This is a genomic window from Kocuria dechangensis (assembly GCF_014636775.1).
In the GTDB taxonomy this organism is placed as follows: Bacteria; Actinomycetota; Actinomycetes; order Actinomycetales; family Micrococcaceae; genus Kocuria; species Kocuria dechangensis.
This window is the reverse complement of record NZ_BMEQ01000041.1, coordinates 1-19,787: the sequence shown is the minus strand read 5'-3', so window position 1 is coordinate 19,787 and position 19,787 is coordinate 1. Positions and strand designations below refer to the sequence as shown.

Sequence of the window (19,787 nt, the reverse complement as noted above, 5' to 3'; positions counted from 1 at the left end):
TGTTCTCCGTCGGCAACGCCGTGGGCTCCGGGCTGGGGATGTCGATGGTCTTCGGCGGCTCCCCGACCCTGTGGACCCTCGCCTGCACGGTGCTCGTGGGCGTGGTGGCCTGGGCGCCGAACTACTACAAGGTCTTCGAGCGCGGGCTGCTGGCGATCATCGCGCTGATGGCCTTCGGGTTCCTCGCCTCGGCGGTGCTCACCCGGCCCGACTGGGTCGAGGTGTCCGACGGCTTCATCCCCTCCCTGCCGCCGGGAGCCGGGATGCTGCTGGTGGCCCTGGTCGGGACCAACTTCTCCATCAACGCCGCCTTCTACACCGGCTACGCCTCCCGGGAGCGGGGCCTGCGCCCCGAGCAGTACAGGGCCACCACCCTGGCCGACACCATCCCCGGCATCGTCGCCCCGGGCCTCATGACCATCCTGGTCATCGTCGTGGCGGCGACCGCCCTGCAGGCCACCAACGGCACCGCCGCCACCCTGGCGGATCTGTCCAGTGTCCTGGAGCCGCTGGCCGGACCGGTCGGCGCGACCGTCTTCGGCCTCGGCTTCACCGGCGCGGCGTTCTCCTCGATGATCGCCAACGCCACCGCCGGCGGCACCCTCATCTCGGACACGCTGGGCTGGGGCAACAAGCTGGACCGGCACCGGGTCAAGGCCATGATCTGCGTGGTCCTGGCCTTCGGCCTGGCAGTGACCCTGCTCGCCCAGGGCTCCCCGATCCAGCTGATCATCACCGCCCAGGCACTGACCGTGATCGTCGCCCCGCTGCTGGGCATCCTGCTGCTGGTCATGGCCACCCGCCGCGACGTGATGGGCCGATACGTCAACCGTTGGTGGCAGACCGCCCTGGGCCTGCTCGGCCTGGCCGCGATCCTGGCCACCTGCGTGCGGCTCCTCACCACCCTGCTCTGACACCACCACCGCACGACGACGGGGGCGGGACCACTGATGTGGTCCCGCCCCCGTCGTTTTACGCTGGTTTTCCCCTGGACACCGGTGCCCCCGCTCGTGGTGGAACGATCACCGCCCCGGCCCGGCGCATGCCCAAGGACAACCCCCGGGTCCGAGGCGCTGCGTTCAACGGGCGTCGTCAACGGTGGAGGTGCCGGTGCCGAACAGGCTCAGATGCCACCAGCCCTCACGATGCTCCAGCGTGGCAGTCCTCGCCTGCTCGGCGTCCCTCCAGCACAGGATCCCGTCGGCGGACTCCACGTGGTACCCGCTCTGAGCGGCCACCCACACTGCCTCCTCGGCCGCATGGGCGCGATCGGCGGCCCACCGCCGGTGATTGAGCTCTGCCACCGACGCCAGGCCCACACCGGCCACCATCACCGCCGGCCCGGTCAGCGCGGGCAAGCCCGGCACCACGAAACAGACGGCCGCACACAGGACGACCATGTACATCACCGCCACCGGGTGGTTCCACCACCGGGGTGCCGGGGTGCGCGGCACCTGGGCCACATCGGCGAAGACGCGGACCGGGGCGGCAGAGGGCGATCGGCCCCACACGGAACCGATCAAGGACTGTTTCACACTCAACAGGGATGCTCCTGGCACGAGCCGATGGTGGGGCGGACGAGGGGCGACGATGCTGCTGCCGGCCCCATGCCGGGCCGGTGCGCGCCCTGGCGCACGGTGCGCCGGGGGCCTGGGCCGTGGTGGCCGCCCGGGGGCGGGGGAGGGCTCAGTCCTCGCAGTCGGTGCAGTGCTTCGCGTCGCCCTTCTGGTGGGCGAGCTGGGAGCGGTGGCGGACCAGGAAGCAGGAGGCGCAGGTGAACTCGTCCTGCTGTTCGGGGATCACCGCCACGGTGAGCTCCTCGTGGGAGAGGTCGGCTCCGGGCAGGTCGATGCCCTCGGCGGTGTCGAAGTCCTCGGCGTCGATGACGGCGGTCTGGACGGTGGCGCTGCGCTGGGCCTGGATCGCTTCCAGGGACTCGTTGGCCGGTTCGTCCTCGGGCCGGGTGCGCGGGGCGTCGTAATCGGTGGTGGCCATGCTGTGGTGGGTCCTCCTGGACAAGGGGGAAGAAGGGGCTGCCGTGCAGGAGAGCCCTGCACGGAAAAGACAAGAGTGTATCCCCACGACGTGCGGACCGCCGAGCCCGGAGTCCCTCTGCAGGCCGGCCACGAGAAATCGCCGTCGTCCCGGCGGGGCGGCATCGGTCTCCTGCGCCCTGGTGCCCTCCGGAACCGCCGGGAAGCATGGGTCGTCAACGGCGGGGTGGAGCGGTCCTGCCGCACGCAGGGCGACCCGTCACGCAGCGAACAGCGCTGAGCGCACGGCGGCTTCGAAACCTTCGATGTGGTGCCGAGCCAGTTCCGAAGCCCTGTCCTCGTCCCCGTCGATGACTGCCTGCAGCAGTTCGAAGTGCTCGTGGACGTGCTCGGTCAGGCGCGGCAGCCGGTCGATCACCAGGCACCAGATTCGGGTGGCGAGGTTGTTGTAGCGGATGAGGGTGTCCTCCAGGTGTGGATTGCCTGCTGCCCGGTAGACGGCGCGGTGCACCATGGCGTCGCAGGCCAGAATCTCCGTCACGCCGGCGCGCTCGATGTCGAAGGCGCCGACCCGTTCCCGGATCTCCGCCAGCTCCGCGCGGATGGAGGGGGTGGCTACGCGCGCGGCACGAGCGGCGGCCAGCGGCTCCAGCTGCATCCTGATCTCGGAGACGTACGCCAGATCGGTGATCTCCACGCGCGTGGCGAAGGTCCCTCTCTTGGGGTAGCTCACCACCAGACGGTCGACCTCGAGGCGCTTCAAGGCCTCCCGCACCGGTGTGCGTCCCATGCCCAGGCTCTTGGCCAGGACCTCGTCGTTGATGGGTTCTCCGGGACGGATCTGCAGGCTCAGCAGCTGCTCGCGGAGGGCCTCGTAAGCGGTGTCGGCCAACGACGCCCGCCGCGGTGCTGTCCGCTCTGCCCCCATGCTGCTCACTGCCACGAGCCCTCCCAGATGAATTTCCAGCACACCCTTGACCGGTGGACGGGTGTTACCTACGCTACATGAAACTCTAATATATAAGTCGCACACTTCAGGTGTACATGTTCTCAGGAGGTTTCCATGACCGTTGTCGAAAAGGTCGAGGCGTCGATCGGCATCCAGCCGGCGCCCTCGGGTGCCACCACCGGCGGGATCCTCTCCCAGTTCGTGTTCGCCGGCAGGTGCCCGGACCAGCCCGGGGTGGTCCACGCCGTCACGAAGTTCCTGCTCGACAAGGGGTGCAACATCAAGGAGCACCAGCAGTTCGACGACCCCGTGCGCAAGGTGGTGCACCTGCGGACCGCCTTCACCGGCTCCCCCGAGCTGGGCCGCGAAGGGCTGGAGCAGGACTTCTCCGCCATCGCCGAGCAGTTCGGCATGAGCTACGAGTTCCACGACCCGACCCCGCCGCGGCTGCTGGTCATGGTCTCCAGGAGCGGGCACTGCCTCAACGACCTGATCTTCCGCTGGCGGGCCGGCGGTCTCGGCGGTGAGATCGCCCTGGTGGTCTCCAACCACGACGATCTGCGCCCCATGGCCGAAGCCGCCGGACTGCCCTACCTCCACGTCCCGGTCACTGCCGAGACCAAGGACAGCGCGGAGCAGCGGCTCCTGGCCCTCGTGGAGGAGCACCGGATCGACCTCGTCGTGCTGGCCCGCTACATGCAGATCCTCTCCGACGACCTCTGCAGGGCGCTGGAGGGCCGGGCCATCAACATCCACCACTCCTTCCTGCCCGGTTTCAAGGGTGCCCGGCCCTACCACCAGGCCTACGACCGGGGCGTGAAGCTCGTCGGCGCCACCGCCCACTACGTCACGGCCGACCTCGACGAGGGACCCATCATCGAGCAGGAGGTCATCCGCGTCGACCACACCCACGATCCCCGCGCGCTCTCCACGGTCGGCCAGGACGCCGAGGCCCTGGCGCTCTCCCGCGCGGTCCGCTGGCACTGCCAGCACCGCGTGGTCCTGGACGGGACCAGCACCGTCGTCTTCCGCTGACCACCGATCGATTCCTCACCGCACCTATCTCAGGAGAAACTCATGTCCCGTTCACCGCGCATCGTCATCATCGGCGCCGGGATCGTCGGTACCAACCTGGCCGATGAGCTCGTCGCCCGAGGCTGGAACAACATCACCGTGCTCGACCAGGGCCCGCTGAACATGCCCGGCGGCTCCACGTCCCACGCCCCGGGGCTGGTCTTCCAGACGAACCCGTCCAAGACCATGACCACGTTCGCGGACTACACCGTCGAGAAGCTGAAGTCCCTCCAGCAGAACGGCACCAGTTGCTTCAACCCGGTGGGCGGGTTGGAAGTGGCCACCACCGAGACCCGGTGGGCGGACCTGCACCGCAAGCACGGGTACACGGCCTCCTGGGGCATCGAGGGGCGGCTGCTGGACCCGGCCGAGTGCAAGGCCCTCTACCCGCTCCTCGACGAGGACCTGCTGCTCGGCGGTCTGCACGTCCCCAGCGACGGCCTGGCGCTGGCGGCCCGCGCCGTGCAGCTGCTGATCCAGCGCACCACCGAGGCGGGGGTCACCTACTGCGGTTCCACCGAGGTGGTGGACGTGGAGCAGGCCGGCGGCCGTGTCACCGGCGTGCGCACCACCCATGAGGTCATTCCTGCCGACATCGTCATCTCCTGCGCCGGCTTCTGGGGCCCCAAGATCGGGCAGATGGTGGGGATGGACGTGCCCCTGCTTCCCCTGGCCCACCAGTACGTCAAGACCACGCCGGTCGCCGACCTCAAGGGCCGCAACGAACTGCCCAACGGCGCCGGCCTGCCGATCCTGCGCTTCCAGGACCAGGACCTCTACTACCGCGAGCACGGCGAGCGCTACGGCATCGGCTCCTACGCCCACCGGCCCATGCCGGTGGACCTGGACGACCTGGGCGTCTACGCCCCCCAGGAGATCAACGAGCACCACATGCCCTCGCGCCTGGAGTTCACCACCGAGGACTTCCTGCCGGCCTGGGAGGCCTCCCAGCAGCTGCTGCCAGGCCTGCGCAGCAGCGAGATCGAGGACGGGTTCAACGGCGTCTTCTCCTTCACCCCCGACGGCGGCCCCCTGATGGGCCAGTCCTCGGAGGTCGACGGGTTCTACGTCGCCGAGGCGGTGTGGGTCACCCACTCCGCCGGCGTCGCCAAGGCGATGGCCGAACTGATCACCACCGGGCGCTCCGAGACGGACCTGGGGGAGTGCGACGTGAACCGCTTCGAGGAGGTCCAGCTCAGCCCCTCCTACGTCAGCGAGACCTCGCAGCAGAACTTCGTGGAGATCTACGACGTCCTCCACCCGCTGCAGCCGCGCCTGTCCCCGCGGGACCTGCGGGTCAGCCCTTTCCACGCCCGTCAGAAGGCACTGGGAGGCTACTTCCTGGAGTCCGGTGGCTGGGAGCGGCCGTACTGGTTCGAGTCCAACGCGCGTCTGCTGAAGGACCTGCCCACCGAGTGGCGCCCGCCGGTCCGCGACGCCTGGGCGCAGATGTTCAACTCTCCCATCGCCGCGGTCGAGGCGTGGAAGACCCGGACGGCCGTGGCCATGTACGACATGACACCGCTCAAGCGCCTGGAGGTCTCAGGCCCCGGAGCCCTGGCGCTGCTGCAGCGGCTGAGCACCGGCAACCTCGACAAGAAGCCCGGCGCGGTGACCTACACGCTGCTGCTGGACGAGCGAGGCGGGATCCGCAGCGACGTCACCGTCGCCCGCCTGGACGAGCAGACGTTCCAGGTCGGCGCGAACGGCAACATCGACCTGGCCTACCTCACCCGCGAGGCCCGGGCCCAGACCGAGGGCGCGGTGCCCGGCGGCTGGGTCCAGGTGCGGGACACGACCGGCGGGACCTGCTGCATCGGCCTGTGGGGTCCGCTGGCGCGCGAGGTGGTCTCGGCCATCAGCGACGACGACTTCTCCAACGAGGGCCTGCGCTACTTCCGCGCCAAGAAGGCCCGCATCGGCGGGGTGCCCGTGACCGCCATGCGCCTGTCCTACGTGGGCGAGCTGGGCTGGGAGATCTACACCAGCGCCGACAACGGCCAGCGCCTGTGGGACGTGCTGTGGGAAGCGGGACAGCGCCACGGGATCATCGCCGCCGGCAGGGCGGCCTTCTCCGCCCTGCGCCTGGAGAAGGGCTACCGGTCCTGGGGTGCGGACATGACCACCGAGCACAACCCGTACGAGGCCGGGCTGTCCTTCGCCGTCAGCGGCGCCAAGGAGTCGTTCGTCGGCAAGGAGGCACTGGAGGGCCTCAGCGAGGACACCGTGGACCGGCGGCTGCGGTGCCTGGTCATCGACCGGACGCAGTCCGTCGTGCTGGGCAAGGAACCGGTCTTCCACGAGGGCCGGCCCGCCGGCTACGTCACCAGTGCCGCCTACGGCTACACGGTGGGCAAGCCGATCGCCTACTCCTACCTGCCGTCCTCGGTGCAGATCGGCGACACGGTGGAGATCGAATACTTCGGCACCCGGATCCCCGCCACGGTGACGGCCGACCCGCTCTACGACCCGGAGATGAAGCGCCTGCGCGGCTGACCTCGCGTCGGCTCGCAGCACCGTCTCCACCAGACCTGCGGCCCTGACCCTTCCTCGCCACGGGGTCGGGGCCGCAGTCCACCTGCAGGACTTCGCCCCCTGGGCGGGACCTGCCTCAGACCTGCGGCCCTGGCCCTCCCTCGCCACGGGGTCAGGGCCGCAGCCCAGGCTCAACACTCTGCAACGTCCGTCAACGCTTTTCGAAGGGGCCAGACCATGATCGGTTCGGAAACCATCAACGACTATCTGGAACGCCTGTCCGCTCGCGAACCCACCCCGGGAGGCGGGGCCGCCGGAGCGTTGCACGCCGCCCAGGGAGCCGCCCTGATCGCCATGGTGGCGCGGTACACCACAGGAGCCAAATACGCCGAGCACGAGCACCGGTCCCACAGGATCGCCGCCCGCGCCGACGAGATCATCCCCGCGGCGCTGCGGGTGGCCGACGAGGACGAAAGTGCCTTCGCCGCAGTGATCGCCGCCTATCGCCTCTCCTCGACCTCTCCGGCGGAGCGCGCCATTCGGACCCAGGCCATTCAGGAGGCCACCGTCGCGGCGGCGGCCCCGCCGCAGGCTCTGATCGAGCTGGGAGCGGAGATCATCGAACTGGGACGAGAGCTGGCGGAGTTCGGCAACCCCAACGTGATCAGCGATGTCGCTGCCGCCTCCGAGGCCGCCCGGGCGGCCATCGCCACGGCCGCGGTGACCCTGGACATCAACATCAGCGCGATCACGGACCAGCAGACGCAGGCGGAGCTCAAGGAAGCAGTCCGCCGTGCTGACGACGCCCGCGTCTCGGCCCAGACCGTGTCCGACCGCGTGCGGGAGAAGGTCGCCGCATGACCGCGCTCCCGCTGACCGGAGCTCCTGTCGCACTGAAGCTGCGGGCCGAGACCGAGCAGAACATCAACGCGCTGCGCCGGCGCGGGGTGGTTCCCGGGCTTGCCGTGGTGGTGGCCACCGACAACGAGGCCACCCTCTGGTACGTCCGCTCCATCGCCCGGGCGGCCGAGAAGGCCGGCGTGAACTGCGCGGTCGTCGATCTGGGCCCCGAGGCCCGCACGGAGGAGATCACCGACGCTCTCGCCCGCCTGAACGCGGACGAGAGCACGCACGGGATCATTCTCCAGACACCGCTGCCGCCGGGGGTGGACGCCGACGAGCTGATGGCCGGCATCAGTGCCGACAAGGACATCGACGGGGCCAACCCTGTGAGCCTGGGCCGGCTCAGCGTCGGCCTGGAGGCGTTCGCCCCTGCAACCGCTCGGGCGGTGGTGGAGATCCTGGAGCACTATCAAGTGCCCGTCACGGGCCGGCACGTCACGGTGGTCGGCCGTTCAGCGGTCGTCGGCAAGCCCCTGCTCCAGCTGCTGCTCCAGCGCGATGCCACCGTCACCGTCTGCCACTCCCGTTCCCGGCCTCTGGAGCGATACACGCGCGAGGCCGAGATCGTCGTCGCTGCGGTGGGACGACCTGGCCTCGTCACTGGCGACCACGTACGCCCGGAGGCGGTGGTCATCGACGTCGGCACCAACGTCTCAGAAAGCGGGGAACTCGTCGGTGACGTCGAGCCACTCTCGACGGCGGAGGTGGCCTCGGCCCTGACCCCGGTCCCCGGGGGTGTCGGCACGGTGACCACGGCCCTGCTCGTGCTGCACACGACGCAGGCAGCGCTGCAGCTGAGCGAGGCGATGCCGTCATCCCGGGTGGTGAGGGCCGGAAGTCCGTCCTGACCCCCGAAGCGACGGACGGACTGCCGGGAAGAGGGATCCGTGACACCGAGGTGTCGCGGATCCCTCTTCCTGTCTGCCGGAAGCACAGGGGCCGGACGCGGTCAGAGCACCTGGCGGATGTGTGTCTCGAAGTCCCGGACATGGTGGAACATGATGGTGCCGGCCTGCTCGGCATCCCCTTCCAGGACAGCTGTGAGCAGGGCGTCGTGGACGCTGATGTGCTCCTGGAGCTCCGGCAGGCGGTCGGCGACCACGCACCAGATGCGCGTGGCCAGATTGCTGTACCGCTCGAGGGTGACCTGCAGGTGGGAGTTGCCGGATGCCAGGTAGATGGCCCGGTGGATGCGGATGTCCCAGCGCAGGGCCTCGTCCCTGCCCAGCGGCCCGCTTCCCTGCGCTGCCATGCGTTCGCGGAGCTCTTCCAGCTGTGGTCGAGCGCCCCCGCCTCTCCGCTCCGCCGCCAGGCGAGCAGCCAGGGGCTCCAGCACCTCCCGCACCTGGGAGATCTCCGACAGGGCTGTGATGTCCACAGTGGTGGCGAACGTCCCGCGCCGCGGATAGGTGACCACGAGGTGCTCGGACTCGAGCCGCTTGATGGCCTCTCGCAGGGGCGTTCGCCCCACGTGGAGTTCCTGAGCGAGGCGAGCTTCGTTGAGGGGCATCCCCGGAGGGATGTCGAGGAAGATCAGCCGGTCCTGCAGCTGGAGGAACGCCTGGTCGGCCAGCGAGAGGGGGTGGCTCTGGGTTCCGGTAGTGGTGAGGGGCATGGCGGCGTTCCACGCCTTTCGGTCGCGTCGGGGAGCTGCAGTGGTCGGACGCCGTTCCATGGAAGGCTCCGGACCTCCACCCTATCTCCCATACCAGCTACCGGCTGTTGGTACATGCGCCATATATGACTACGCGATCACCCTACGTGCCTCCGGCGGCCGTCGAGGAGTCAGAGGACGGTCCGCAGGGTCTTTTCGAAGTCGGCGACGTGCTGCAGCGCCAGGTGGGCGGCCCGTTCGCCCTGCCCGGCGAGGATCGCCTCCAGGAGGTCCACATGCTCGTGGACATGTCCGTGAACCTGTCCGGAGAGCAGGGGCGTCCGATCCAGCACCAGGCACCAGATGCGTGTGGCGAGATTGTCCAGCCGCACCAGTGCCTCCTCCAGGTGCGCGTTGCCTGCCGCCCTGTAGACCAAGCGGTGGACCGCCAGATCGGTGCGCAGGAGGGCCTGTCTCGTCGGCGCGCCCTCCGCCAGGTCCCCGAGGGTGCCGACCAGTGCCCTCAGCTGACGCCGGACGTCCGCCGGGGCTGACAGCGCGGCCTTGTGTGCGGCGAGGGGCTCGAGGTGGCGGCGCAGTTCGGACACGTCGGACAGCTCGGTGATGTCCACCTTGGTCGCGAACGTGCCGCGGCGCGGGTACGACACCACGAGGTGGTCCGTCTCCAGCCGCTTGATCGCCTCTCGCACGGGCGTCCGCCCGATGCCCAGCTCGGCAGCCAGTTGCCCGTCGTTGAGCGGGTCGCCGGGGCGGATCTCCAGCATGGTCAGGCGGTCCCGCAGGTCGTTGTAGGCCTGATCGGCCAGCGACGGGGGAGCCTTGCCGACATGTCCGGTGATGGCGATGACGCTCATGAACTCGCTCCTGGTTCCCGGCGGACCTCTGGTGGGTGAGCTGGGTCTCAGTAACCCATTGACACCCTTGTGACGGCTAGCATACCGTAGAACTACATCTGATATATCAACTCTGTATGAGAAACTGATCACTAGTCTTAGGAGCTTCGGGATGCCGGATCTGACCACTCACCTCGCCTCGGCCGACCCTGAGGTCTCGGCGGCCATCGACGCGGAACTGCACCGTCAGCAGTCCACGCTGGAGATGATCGCCTCGGAGAACTTCGCCCCCGTGGCCGTGATGGAGGCCCAGGGGTCGGTGCTGACCAACAAGTACGCCGAGGGCTATCCCGGCCGGCGCTACTACGGCGGCTGCGAGCACGTGGACGTGATCGAGCAGCTGGCCATCGACCGCCTCAAGGCACTGTTCGGCGCCGAGCACGCCAACGTCCAGCCGCACTCCGGCGCCCAGGCCAACGCCGCGGCCATGTCCGCCCTGCTGGACCCGGGGGACACCATCCTGGGGCTGAACCTGGCCCACGGCGGGCACCTGACCCACGGGATGAAGCTGAACTTCTCCGGCAAGCTCTACAAGGTCGCCGCCTACGGGGTCTCCGAGGCCGACCACCGGATCGACATGGCCGAGGTCGAGCGGCTCGCGCTCGAGCACCGGCCCAAGCTCATCGTGGCCGGCTGGTCCGCCTACACCCGGCAGCTGGACTTCGCGGCCTTCCGGGCCATCGCCGACGAGGTGGGGGCCTACCTGATGGTGGACATGGCCCACTTCGCCGGCCTCGTCGCCGCCGGTCTGCACCCCAACCCCGTGCCGTACGCGGACGTGGTGACCAGCACCACCCACAAGACCCTCGGGGGCCCACGAGGCGGGGTGATCCTGTGCAAGCAGGAGTACGCCAAGAAGATCAACTCCGCGGTCTTCCCCGGCCAGCAGGGCGGCCCCCTGGAGCACGTCATCGCGGCCAAGGCCGTGGCTTTCCAGTACGCCGCCGGCGAGGAGTTCGCCGACCGCCAGGCCCGCACCCTGGAGGGCGCGAAGATCCTGGCCACCCGGCTGCTGTCCCCGGACGTGATGGCGCGCGGGATCTCCCTGGTGAGCGGCGGCACCGACGTGCACCTGGTCCTGGTGGACCTGCGCCACTCCGAGCTGGACGGCCAGCAGGCCGAGGACCGGCTGCACCGGATCGGGATCACGGTCAACCGCAACGCGGTGCCCTTCGACCCGCGTCCGCCGATGGTCTCCTCCGGGCTGCGGATCGGCACCCCGGCCCTGGCCACCCGCGGCTTCGGGGCCGAGGAGTTCACGGAGGTCGCGGACATCATCGCCGAGGCCCTCATCGCCGCCCCGGACGCCGACCTGGGCGGCCTGCGGGACCGGGTCTCCGCCCTGACCGACGCTCTCCCGCTCTACCCGAACCTGTCCGTCCCGGCCCTGAACGGAGTCTCCTGATGGCTGACCTGCTGCCCGAGCACCCCGACTTCCTCTGGCACAACCCCGACCCGAAGACCTCCTACGACGCCGTGATCGTCGGCGGCGGGGGCCACGGCCTGGCGACCGCCTACTTCCTGGCCAAGAACCACGGCATGACGAACATCGCCGTGCTGGAGCGGGGCTGGCTGGCCGGCGGGAACATGGCTCGCAACACCACGATCATCCGCTCCAACTACCTCTGGGACGAGTCCGCCGCGATCTACGAGCACTCGCTGAAGCTGTGGGAGCGGCTGCCGGAGGAGCTCGACTACGACTTCCTGTTCTCCCAGCGCGGGGTGATGAACCTCGCCCACACCCTCGGCGACGTGCGCGAGTCGGTGCGCCGGGTCAACGCGAACAAGCTCAACGGCATCGACGCGGAGTGGATCTCCCCGGAGCAGGTCAAGGAGCTGTGCCCGATCATCAACATCGGGGACGACATCCGCTACCCGGTGATGGGCGCGACCTACCAGCCGCGGGCCGGGATCGCCAAGCACGACCACGTGGCATGGGCGTTCGCGCGCAAGTGCGACGAGATGGGCGTGGACATCATCCAGAACTGCGAGGTCACCGGTTTCCTCAAGGACGGCGACCGGGTGGTCGGGGTTCAGACCTCCCGCGGCACGATCCACGCGGGCAAGGTCGGGCTCTGCGGGGCCGGGCACTCCTCGGTGCTGGCCGAGCTGGCCGGGTTCCGCCTGCCGATCCAGTCCCACCCCCTCCAGGCCCTGGTCTCGGAGCTGCACGAGCCGGTGCACCCGACCGTGGTGATGTCCAACCACGTCCACGTCTACGTGTCCCAGGCCCACAAGGGCGAGCTGGTCATGGGGGCGGGCGTGGACGCCTACAACGGCTACGGCCAGCGCGGTGCCTTCCACGTGATCGAGGAGCAGATGGCCGCGGCCGTGGAGCTGTTCCCGATCTTCGCCCGGGCGCACGTGCTGCGCACCTGGGGCGGGATCGTCGACGTCACTCTCGACGCCTCCCCGATCGTGTCCAAGACACCGGTGGACCAGATGTACGTGAACTGCGGCTGGGGCACCGGCGGCTTCAAGGGCACCCCCGGGGCCGGCTACGCCTTCGCCCACACCATCGCCACCGACGAGCCCCACTCCCTCAACGAGCCCTTCTCGCTGGAGCGGTTCGAGACCGGAGTCCTCATCGACGAGCACGGCGCCGCCGCCGTGGCCCACTAGGAGACGACCATGCTGCTGATCGAGTGCCCCAACTGCGGGCCGCGCGACGAGACCGAGTACCAGTACGGCGGGGAGGCCCACGTGCCCTATCCCGAGGACCCCTCCCAGCTCTCCGACAAGGAGTGGGCGGAGTACCTGTTCTACCGCAACAACCCCAAGGGCCTGCTCGCGGAGCGCTGGGCGCACACCGCCGGGTGCCGCCGCTGGTTCAACGTCGTGCGCGACACCGTGACCTATGAGATCAAGGCCGTCTACCGGATCGGCGAGCCCCAGCCCACCCTCGGAGGTGCCCAGTGAGCGTCCAGTCCCACCGTCTCCCCGCCGAGCGCGTCGCCGCCCCCGGCCTCGACCGCAGCACGCCCGTCCGCTTCACCGTCGACGGGCAGGAGCTCACCGGGTACGCCGGTGACACCCTGGCCTCCGCCCTGCTGGCCGCGGGGAGGATCGCCTGCGGCGACTCGATGTACCTGGGCCGCCCCCGGGGCATCCTGGCCGCCGGGGTGGAGGAGCCCAACGCGCTGGTGAAGGTCGCCGCCCGCTCCACCACCGACGTCGACGAGTCCATGCTCCCCGCCACCACGGTGGAGCTCACCGAGGGCCTGTCCGCCACCTGGCTGCGCGGGCTCGGGCAGCTGGACCCGGCCAAGGACGAGGCCTACTACGACCACAAGCACGTCCACACCGACGTGCTCGTCGTCGGGGCCGGGCCCGCGGGTCTCGCCGCGGCCCGCGAGGCGGCTCGGTCCGGTGCACGGGTGATCCTGATGGACGAGCAGCCCGCCGCCGGCGGGTCCCTGCTCTCCGGGCGCGGGGAGACCATCGACGGGCTCCCGGCCCACGAGTGGGTGCAGCAGACGCTGGCGGCCCTCGAGGCCGAGCCCGAGGTCACGGTCCTGCACCGCACCACCGCGTTCGGCAACTATGACAGCAACTACGTCGTCGCGGTCCAGCGGCGCACCGACCACCTGGGCACCGCCCCCGGGGCCGGGATCTCACGCGAGCGCATCTGGCACGTCCGGGCCCGCCAGGTCGTCCTGGCCACCGGCGCCCACGAGCGGCCGATCGTGTTCGCCAACAACGACAGGCCCGGCGTCATGCTCGCCTCGGCGGCGCGCACCTACCTCAACCGCTGGGCCGTGGCGGCCGGGACGCGGGTCGTGGTGGCCACCACCAACGACTCCGCCTACACGCTGGTGGCCGACCTCGCCGCCGCGGGCGTCGAGGTGGCCGCCGTGGTCGACTCCCGCACCGAGCTCGGCGACGCGGCCACCGCCACCGCCGGGACCACCGGGGTGGCCCTGTTCACCGGCAGCGCCGTGGTGGACACCGCCGGCGACGGCGAGAACGGGCGGCTCAGCGAGGTGACGATCAGCGGCATCGACGAGTCCGGGCGGCTGACCGGCCCGACCACGACCGTGGAGGCTGACCTCCTGGCGGTCTCGGGCGGGTGGAGCCCGGTGGTGCACCTGCACAGCCAGCGCCAGGGCAAGCTGACCTGGGACGAGCGCCTGGCGGCGTTCGTGCCCGCCGCCCCGGTGCGCGACCAGCACACCGCGGGATCGGTCAACGGCACCACCGACCTGGCATGGTGCCTCACCGAGGGCGCGCTGGCCGGCACCGAGGCAGCGACCCGTGCCGGCTTCGAGGTCCAGCCCCGGACCCCGCAGGCCGACAGCGAGGAGTCCGCACCGGTCCGGCCGCTGTGGCTGGTCCCCGGACCCGACGGCGAGCCCTCCGACTGGACCCACCACTTCGTGGACCTCCAGCGGGACCAGACCGTCGCCGACGTCCTGCGCTCGGTCGGGGCCGGGATGCGGTCCGTGGAGCACGTCAAGCGCTACACCTCCATCTCCACCGCCAACGACCAGGGCAAGACCAGCGGGGTCACCGCCATCGGCGTCATCGCCGCCGCGCTGAACAACGAGGACCTCGGGGGCATCGGCACCACCACCTACCGTGCCCCGTACACCCCGGTGGCCTTCACCGCACTGGCCGGCCGCCGCCGCGGGGAGCTGTTCGACCCCGCCCGAGTCACCTCCATCCATCCCTGGCACGTCGCCCACGGAGCGCTGTTCGAGGACGTCGGGCAGTGGAAGCGCCCCTGGTACTACCCGCAGCCGGGGGAGGACATGGACGCGGCCGTGCTGCGCGAGTGCGCCGCGGTGCGGGAGGGCGTCGGGTTCATGGACGCCACCACGCTGGGCAAGATCGAGATCCGCGGGGCCGACGCCGGGGAGTTCCTCAACCGCGTCTACACCAACGCCTTCAAGAAGCTCAAGCCCGGCATGGGCCGCTACGGGGTCATGTGCACCCCGGACGGGATGGTCTTCGACGACGGGGTGACCCTGCGCCTGGACGAGGACCGCTACTTCATGACCACCACCACCGGTGGCGCGGCCAAGGTGCTGGAGTGGCTCGAGGAGTGGTCGCAGACCGAGTGGCCGGAGCTCGACGTGGTGTTCACCTCCGTCACCGAGCAGTACACCACGGTGGCCGTCGTCGGCCCGAAGTCCCGAGCGGTGATCGCCAAGCTGGCCCCGGAGCTGGACGTGTCCAACGAGGCGTTCCCGTTCATGGCCTTCCGCGAGACCGTGCTGGCCTCCGGCATCCCCGCCCGGGTCTGCCGGATCTCCTTCTCCGGCGAGCTGGCCTTCGAGATCAACGTGTCCTCCTGGTACGGACTGTCGGTCTGGGAGGACGTGGCCGCGGCCGGGGAGGAGTTCGGCATCACCCCGTACGGCACCGAGACCATGCACGTGCTCCGCGCGGAGAAGGCCTTCCCCATCGTGGGGCAGGACACCGACGGCACCGTCACCCCGCAGGACCTGGGCATGGACTGGGTGGTGTCCAAGACCAAGGACTTCATCGGCAGGCGCTCCTACGACCGCCCGTCCGCCACGAGCGACGACCGCAAGCAGCTCGTGGCGGTCCTGCCGGTGGACACCACGTTCCGGCTGCCGGAGGGCGCCCAGCTGGTGGAGGCGGGCACCCCCATCACTCCGGAGGAGGGCCCCGTGCCGATGGTCGGTCACGTCACCTCCAGCTACCGCAGCGCCGCCCTGGACCGGACCTTCGGGCTCGCCCTGGTCGAGAACGGCCGCAACCGCATCGGTGAGACGCTCCAGGCCCCGCTCGACGGACAGCTGGTGGACGTCGTCATCGCAGAACCCGTGCTCTACGACCCCGAAGGGAACCGCCGAGATGGCTGAGCAGCTCCTGACCGACATCACCGCCCTGCGCCGCAGCCCGCTGTCCCACCTGCACGAGCAGATGTCCGCCGCCGGCGTGACCGGGGACCGGGGCGTGGCCCTGCGCGAGATCCCGTTCCTCACCATGGTGGGCATCCGGGTGGAGCCCGGCACACCGGCAGCCGAGGCGGTAACTGCGGTGGCCGGGATGCCCTTGCCGACCGGCCACGGCCAGGTCACCGGCACCGCCGGGGCCACTGCGATCCTGTGGATCGGCCCCGACGAGTTCCTGCTCGTGGGCCCCGAGGGCGTGGGGCCCGCGGAGATCGGCCCCGCGGGGAGCGACCTCCGAGAGGCGGGCACCGACGACGCCGGCACCGCCGCCGGGCTGGCCCGCGCCCTGGGCACCGAGCCCGGGCAGGCTGTGGACCTCTCCGCCAACCGCACCACGCTCGAGCTGTCCGGGCCCTGTGCCCGGGCCGTGCTGGAGAAGGCCTGCCACTTGGACCTGCACCCGCGGGCCTTCGCGGTCGGCACGGCCGTGGCCACGACCCTGGGCCCGGTGCAGGTGCTGCTGTGGCGGACCGCGGAGCTGACCTGGCGGATCATGCCGCGCGCGTCCTTCGCCGAGTACACCGCCCGGTGGCTGCTGGACGCGATGACCGAGTTCGCCTCCCCCGAGGTGCCCTGATGGCGCTGTCCGTCCTGGACCTGTTCTCCGTGGGCATCGGGCCCTCCTCCTCCCACACGGTGGGCCCGATGCGCGCGGCCCGGCTGTTCACCGACGGGCTGCGCGCGGACGCACTGCTGGATTCCGTGGTGAGAGTCCGTTCCGAGCTGTACGGCTCCCTGGGCGCCACCGGCCACGGGCACGGTTCCGACAAGGCGGTGATCCTCGGGCTGCAGGGCGAGGACCCGGAGACCGTCGACACGGACACCGCCGACGCCCAGGTGCGGGCCAGTACGGAGCGCCGGCAGCTGTGCCTGGCCGGGACGCACCCGGTCTCCTTCGACCGCTCCGAGGACGTGGTCATGCACCGGCGCAAGTCCCTGCCGGCCCATCCCAACGGCATGACCTTCTTCGCCTACGGCGCGGAGGGCGAGCTGGTGCGGGAGCGGACCTTCTACTCGGTGGGCGGCGGCTTCGTGGTCGACGGGGAGGCCACGGGCGCCGACCGCGTCGTGGCCGACGACACCGCGGTGCCGTACCCGTTCACCACCGGCGGCCAGCTCCTGGAGCACTGCCGGCGCGAAGGGGTGAGCATCGCCGGGATCATGGCCGCCAACGAACGGTCCTGGCGGCCCGAAGAGGACACGCGGGCGTCGTTGCTGCACATCTGGTCCGTGATGCAGCAGTGCGTGGAGAACGGGTGCACCCGCACCGAGGCCACGCTGCCCGGCGGGCTGAAGGTCCGCCGCCGGGCACCGGCCCTGCGGGCCCGGCTGCGGGAGGCCGAGGCCACCGCGACGGCCACGGGCCAGCCGGTCTCCGACCCGCTGCACGCCATGGAGTGGATCAACCTCTACGCCCTGGCCGTCAATGAGGAGAACGCCTCCGGGGGCCGGATCGTGACCGCGCCCACCAACGGGGCCGCCGGGATCATCCCGGCGGTGCTGCACTACTACACCCGGTTCATCGCCGACGCCGACGAGGACGGGGTGGTGGAGTTCCTGCTCACGGCGGCCGCCATCGGCATCCTTATCAAGGAGAACGCCTCCATCTCCGGCGCGGAGATGGGTTGCCAGGGCGAGGTCGGCTCGGCCTGCTCCATGGCCGCGGCCGGACTGTGCGCGGTGCTGGGCGGATCCCCGGCGCAGGTCGAGAACGCCGCCGAGATCGGCATGGAGCACAACCTCGGCCTGACCTGCGACCCGGTGGGGGGCCTGGTGCAGATCCCGTGCATCGAGCGCAACGCCATCGGGGCCGCCAAGGCCGTCAACGCCGCCCGCCTGGCCATGCACGGCGACGGCGAACACAAGGTCTCGCTGGACCAGGTCATCAAGACCATGCGCGAGACCGGCAACGACATGAAGATCAAGTACAAGGAGACCTCCCGTGGTGGCTTGGCCGTCAACGTCATTGAGTGCTGAAGAGCAGCGTCTGCAGAACGACCGGGACACCGTCCCCGGGGCGTCGACCGAACTGGTGCTCACCCTGGACTGTCCCGAGACCCTGGGCATTGTCCACGCCGTGAGCGGAGTGTTCCTCGAGCACGGGTGCAACATCGTGGAGCTCACCCAGTTCGATGACCGGCGGATGGGGCACTTCTTCATGCGCGTCCACGTGGCCTCGGCCACGGGCGAGGCCCTGGACCGGGCGGCGCTGCAGGCGGACCTCGCCCCGGTCGCGGAACGGTTCGGGATGCGCTGGGAGCTGGGCGAGCACGGGGCCAAGCGGCGGGTGCTGGTGATGGTCTCGAAGTTCGGCCACTGCCTCAACGACCTGCTCTTCCGGGCCCGCACCGGGGAGCTGCCCGTGGAGATCGTCGCGGTGGTCTCCAACCACCGCGACCACCAGCGTCTGGTGGAGTGGCACGGCATCCCGTTCTACCACCTGCCCGTCACCCCGGAGACCAAGCCCGAGGCCGAGGCGCGGCTGCTGGAGCTGGTGGACCGCCTGGAGATCGACCTGGTGGTCCTCGCCCGCTACATGCAGGTGCTCAGCGACTCGCTGGCCACCCGGATGGCCGGGCGGGTGATCAACATCCACCACTCGTTCCTGCCCTCCTTCAAGGGCGCCAAGCCCTACCACCAGGCCTACGAGCGCGGGGTGAAGACCGTGGGCGCCACCGCCCACTACGTCAATGCCGAGCTGGACGAGGGCCCGATCATCGCCCAGCAGGTCGTGCAGGTCGACCACACCTACGGCCCGGAGGACCTCGTGGCCGCCGGCCGCGACACCGAGTGCAAGGCCCTGTCCGATGCGGTGAAGTGGCACTGCGAGGGACGGGTGGTCCTGCACGGCTCCAAGACCGTCGTCCTGCGCTGAACCGGGGTCTGCGAGCAGCCCCTCCCGGCGCCCTGTGGAACTCCGACCTCCCCGGGGCGCCGGATGCTGTCTCCGCACCGTTGTTCTCCGCGTGGGACAGCACGTCCACTCATGCTTCAGATCCCGAGGGGTGTTCGGTGCCATGGGTGAGGGTGATCCGCGACGTGGTCGCCGGTGAGATCTCCTCCTGCGGCTCTGTGCGGGGTGCCCGTCCAGCCCTTCCTCCTCGTCGACAGTGGCACTCCGGAGGGAGCAGCACCAGATGACGCTCGACCATGCTTCCATTGGCCACGATCGTCCTTCCGCCGGCGGTACAGCATCCTCGACCTCCTCAGCCTTCTCCGCGACGGTCGCTCCGGCGACGGTCTCGCCGGTGCAGATGCTGCGGGCGCTGCGGGACCAGCCGGGTCTGGTGGCGCTGCTGGGGGACTGGCACCACGGTGACGCCCTGATCGCAGTCCGGCCCGTGCACGTGCTGGGCGCCGACGAGGATCCCTTCGAGGCCGTGGACACCTCGGGCCGGACTGACCCCGGTGCTCCCGGCTCCTTCGGCGGCGGCTGGATCGGCTACCTCGGTTACCAACTGGGCGGGCGGCTGGAGCAGCTGCCGGAGGCTCCGCCGTGCTCCGGGGGGCTGCCTGACCACCACCTGGCCCACTACGACCACGCCCTGCGCTGCCGCGCGGACACGGGGGAGTGGGTGCTGGAGTCCTTGCCGGGCGCCGACCCTGCGCGGGTGCGGGAGACCGCGATGATCGTCGCCGATGCGCTGGCGGACGCGGATCGGCAGGATACGGGCGGAGCGCGACCTTACCGGTGCGGGCCGTTCACGGCCGACGCCTCCCGGGACGAGCACGCCGCCGCCGTCGCCAGGACCCTGGGCCACATCCGCGACGGCGACGTCTTCCAGGCCAACATCTGCCGCAGCCTCGGGGCCGGCTTCGAGGGCGACCCGCTGGACCTGTTCTGCGCCGGGGTCGAGGCGCTGGCCCCGCGCTTCGCCGCGTTCCTGCGCGTGCCCGGCGGGGCGGTGGCCAGCCTCTCCCCGGAGCTGTTCCTGCGCCGGACGGGGGAGTCGGTGCTCA

General features: G+C 70.4%; 18 protein-coding genes. 13 read left to right on the top strand and 5 right to left on the bottom strand.

Translation table 11 applies throughout. From position 1 onward, the window contains the following. Nucleotides 1-914: NRAMP family divalent metal transporter (locus IEW07_RS19495; RefSeq protein ID WP_188540270.1), on the top strand; the 914-nt coding region annotated here is incomplete at its 5' end. 165 nt (nt 915-1,079) lie between these two features. On the opposite strand, the gene IEW07_RS19490 is transcribed toward IEW07_RS19495, so the two are convergent. The 3 genes from IEW07_RS19490 to IEW07_RS19480 form a co-directional block, all read right to left on the bottom strand. Next, nucleotides 1,080-1,523, bottom strand: a complete 444-nt coding sequence (locus IEW07_RS19490; protein WP_188540269.1) for a hypothetical protein — start codon at nt 1,521-1,523, stop codon at nt 1,080-1,082. A 163-nt stretch (nt 1,524-1,686) separates the two neighbouring features. Beyond that, a complete protein-coding gene (locus IEW07_RS19485; RefSeq protein ID WP_188540267.1) occupies nt 1,687-1,995 on the bottom strand; it encodes a DUF4193 domain-containing protein in 309 nt (102 codons plus the stop codon). Nucleotides 1,996-2,253: 258 nt separating this feature from the next. Beyond that, nucleotides 2,254-2,922 (bottom strand): GntR family transcriptional regulator, encoded by a 669-nt coding sequence (locus IEW07_RS19480; RefSeq protein WP_188540274.1) that lies wholly within the window; start codon nt 2,920-2,922, stop codon nt 2,254-2,256. Between the two features lie 135 nt (nt 2,923-3,057). Between IEW07_RS19480 and purU (IEW07_RS19475) the strand changes: the two genes are divergently transcribed. The 4 genes from purU (IEW07_RS19475) (at nt 3,058) to IEW07_RS19460 (ending at nt 8,243) form a co-directional block, all read left to right on the top strand. Beyond that, nucleotides 3,058-3,978 carry a formyltetrahydrofolate deformylase gene (gene purU / locus IEW07_RS19475; protein ID WP_188540265.1) on the top strand — a complete coding sequence of 307 codons (921 nt, stop codon included), beginning with the start codon at nt 3,058-3,060 and terminating at the stop codon, nt 3,976-3,978. Nucleotides 3,979-4,020: 42 nt separating this feature from the next. Beyond that, on the top strand, nt 4,021-6,513 hold the full coding sequence (locus IEW07_RS19470; protein WP_188540263.1) for a GcvT family protein: 2,493 nt from the start codon (nt 4,021-4,023) through the stop codon (nt 6,511-6,513). Between the two features lie 216 nt (nt 6,514-6,729). Then, nucleotides 6,730-7,353 (top strand): cyclodeaminase/cyclohydrolase family protein, encoded by a 624-nt coding sequence (locus tag IEW07_RS19465; RefSeq protein WP_188540261.1) that lies wholly within the window; start codon nt 6,730-6,732, stop codon nt 7,351-7,353. Further along, nucleotides 7,350-8,243, top strand: coding sequence for a bifunctional 5,10-methylenetetrahydrofolate dehydrogenase/5,10-methenyltetrahydrofolate cyclohydrolase (locus IEW07_RS19460; protein WP_188540259.1), 894 nt, complete (start codon nt 7,350-7,352; stop codon nt 8,241-8,243). The genes IEW07_RS19465 and IEW07_RS19460 overlap by 4 nt, the downstream gene beginning before the upstream one ends. A 101-nt stretch (nt 8,244-8,344) precedes the next feature. Here IEW07_RS19460 and IEW07_RS19455 read toward each other — a convergent pair whose 3' ends face one another. Together IEW07_RS19455 and IEW07_RS19450 are read right to left on the bottom strand one after the other, a co-directional pair. Beyond that, nucleotides 8,345-9,010 carry a GntR family transcriptional regulator gene (locus IEW07_RS19455; protein ID WP_188540258.1) on the bottom strand — a complete coding sequence of 222 codons (666 nt, stop codon included), beginning with the start codon at nt 9,008-9,010 and terminating at the stop codon, nt 8,345-8,347. A gap of 170 nt (nt 9,011-9,180) precedes the next feature. Further along, complete coding sequence (locus IEW07_RS19450) at nt 9,181-9,864, bottom strand: GntR family transcriptional regulator (RefSeq protein WP_188540256.1); 684 nt, start codon at nt 9,862-9,864, stop codon at nt 9,181-9,183. Nucleotides 9,865-10,015: 151 nt separating this feature from the next. Between IEW07_RS19450 and glyA the strand changes: the two genes are divergently transcribed. The 8 genes from glyA to IEW07_RS19410 all read left to right on the top strand — a co-directional run. Further along, the gene (gene glyA / locus IEW07_RS19445) at nt 10,016-11,308 is read left to right on the top strand and encodes a serine hydroxymethyltransferase (RefSeq protein WP_188540255.1); all 1,293 of its coding nucleotides are present in this window, start codon (nt 10,016-10,018) and stop codon (nt 11,306-11,308) included. Beyond that, the gene (locus tag IEW07_RS19440) at nt 11,308-12,525 is read left to right on the top strand and encodes a sarcosine oxidase subunit beta family protein (RefSeq protein WP_188540254.1); all 1,218 of its coding nucleotides are present in this window, start codon (nt 11,308-11,310) and stop codon (nt 12,523-12,525) included. The genes glyA and IEW07_RS19440 overlap by 1 nt, the downstream gene beginning before the upstream one ends. A gap of 9 nt (nt 12,526-12,534) precedes the next feature. Then, entirely contained in the window at nt 12,535-12,822 is a 288-nt protein-coding gene (locus tag IEW07_RS19435) for a sarcosine oxidase subunit delta (RefSeq protein ID WP_188540253.1), read from the top strand. Further along, nucleotides 12,819-15,734: a sarcosine oxidase subunit alpha family protein gene (locus IEW07_RS19430; protein WP_188540252.1), complete on the top strand. Its 2,916-nt coding sequence runs from the start codon at nt 12,819-12,821 to the stop codon at nt 15,732-15,734. Before IEW07_RS19435 ends, IEW07_RS19430 begins: the two co-directional genes overlap by 4 nt. Continuing rightward, nucleotides 15,727-16,404, top strand: a complete 678-nt coding sequence (locus IEW07_RS19425) for a sarcosine oxidase subunit gamma (RefSeq protein ID WP_188540251.1) — start codon at nt 15,727-15,729, stop codon at nt 16,402-16,404. Before IEW07_RS19430 ends, IEW07_RS19425 begins: the two co-directional genes overlap by 8 nt. Beyond that, on the top strand, nt 16,404-17,804 hold the full coding sequence (locus IEW07_RS19420) for an L-serine ammonia-lyase (RefSeq protein WP_188540250.1): 1,401 nt from the start codon (nt 16,404-16,406) through the stop codon (nt 17,802-17,804). Before IEW07_RS19425 ends, IEW07_RS19420 begins: the two co-directional genes overlap by 1 nt. Before the next feature lie 10 nt (nt 17,805-17,814). Continuing rightward, nucleotides 17,815-18,702: a formyltetrahydrofolate deformylase gene (gene purU / locus IEW07_RS19415; protein WP_188540272.1), complete on the top strand. Its 888-nt coding sequence runs from the start codon at nt 17,815-17,817 to the stop codon at nt 18,700-18,702. 379 nt (nt 18,703-19,081) lie between these two features. Then, the coding region (locus IEW07_RS19410) for a chorismate-binding protein (protein WP_229741990.1) at nt 19,082-19,787 on the top strand (706 nt) is incomplete at its 3' end.

Excerpts from the sequence above, each read along its gene's own strand:
- IEW07_RS19450 (WP_188540256.1), bottom strand. The coding sequence starts at position 9,864 with ATGAGCGTCATCGCCATCACCGGACATGTCGGCAAGGCTCCCCCGTCG.
- IEW07_RS19470 (WP_188540263.1), top strand. The coding sequence starts at position 4,021 with ATGTCCCGTTCACCGCGCATCGTCATCATCGGCGCCGGGATCGTCGGT.
- IEW07_RS19435 (WP_188540253.1), top strand. The coding sequence starts at position 12,535 with ATGCTGCTGATCGAGTGCCCCAACTGCGGGCCGCGCGACGAGACCGAG.
- IEW07_RS19465 (WP_188540261.1), top strand. The coding sequence starts at position 6,730 with ATGATCGGTTCGGAAACCATCAACGACTATCTGGAACGCCTGTCCGCT.
- IEW07_RS19485 (WP_188540267.1), bottom strand. The coding sequence starts at position 1,995 with ATGGCCACCACCGATTACGACGCCCCGCGCACCCGGCCCGAGGACGAA.
- IEW07_RS19425 (WP_188540251.1), top strand. The coding sequence starts at position 15,727 with ATGGCTGAGCAGCTCCTGACCGACATCACCGCCCTGCGCCGCAGCCCG.
- IEW07_RS19460 (WP_188540259.1), top strand. The coding sequence starts at position 7,350 with ATGACCGCGCTCCCGCTGACCGGAGCTCCTGTCGCACTGAAGCTGCGG.
- IEW07_RS19440 (WP_188540254.1), top strand. The coding sequence starts at position 11,308 with ATGGCTGACCTGCTGCCCGAGCACCCCGACTTCCTCTGGCACAACCCC.
- IEW07_RS19420 (WP_188540250.1), top strand. The coding sequence starts at position 16,404 with ATGGCGCTGTCCGTCCTGGACCTGTTCTCCGTGGGCATCGGGCCCTCC.
- glyA (WP_188540255.1), top strand. The coding sequence starts at position 10,016 with ATGCCGGATCTGACCACTCACCTCGCCTCGGCCGACCCTGAGGTCTCG.
- purU (WP_188540265.1), top strand. The coding sequence starts at position 3,058 with ATGACCGTTGTCGAAAAGGTCGAGGCGTCGATCGGCATCCAGCCGGCG.
- IEW07_RS19455 (WP_188540258.1), bottom strand. The coding sequence starts at position 9,010 with ATGCCCCTCACCACTACCGGAACCCAGAGCCACCCCCTCTCGCTGGCC.
- IEW07_RS19480 (WP_188540274.1), bottom strand. The coding sequence starts at position 2,922 with ATGGGGGCAGAGCGGACAGCACCGCGGCGGGCGTCGTTGGCCGACACC.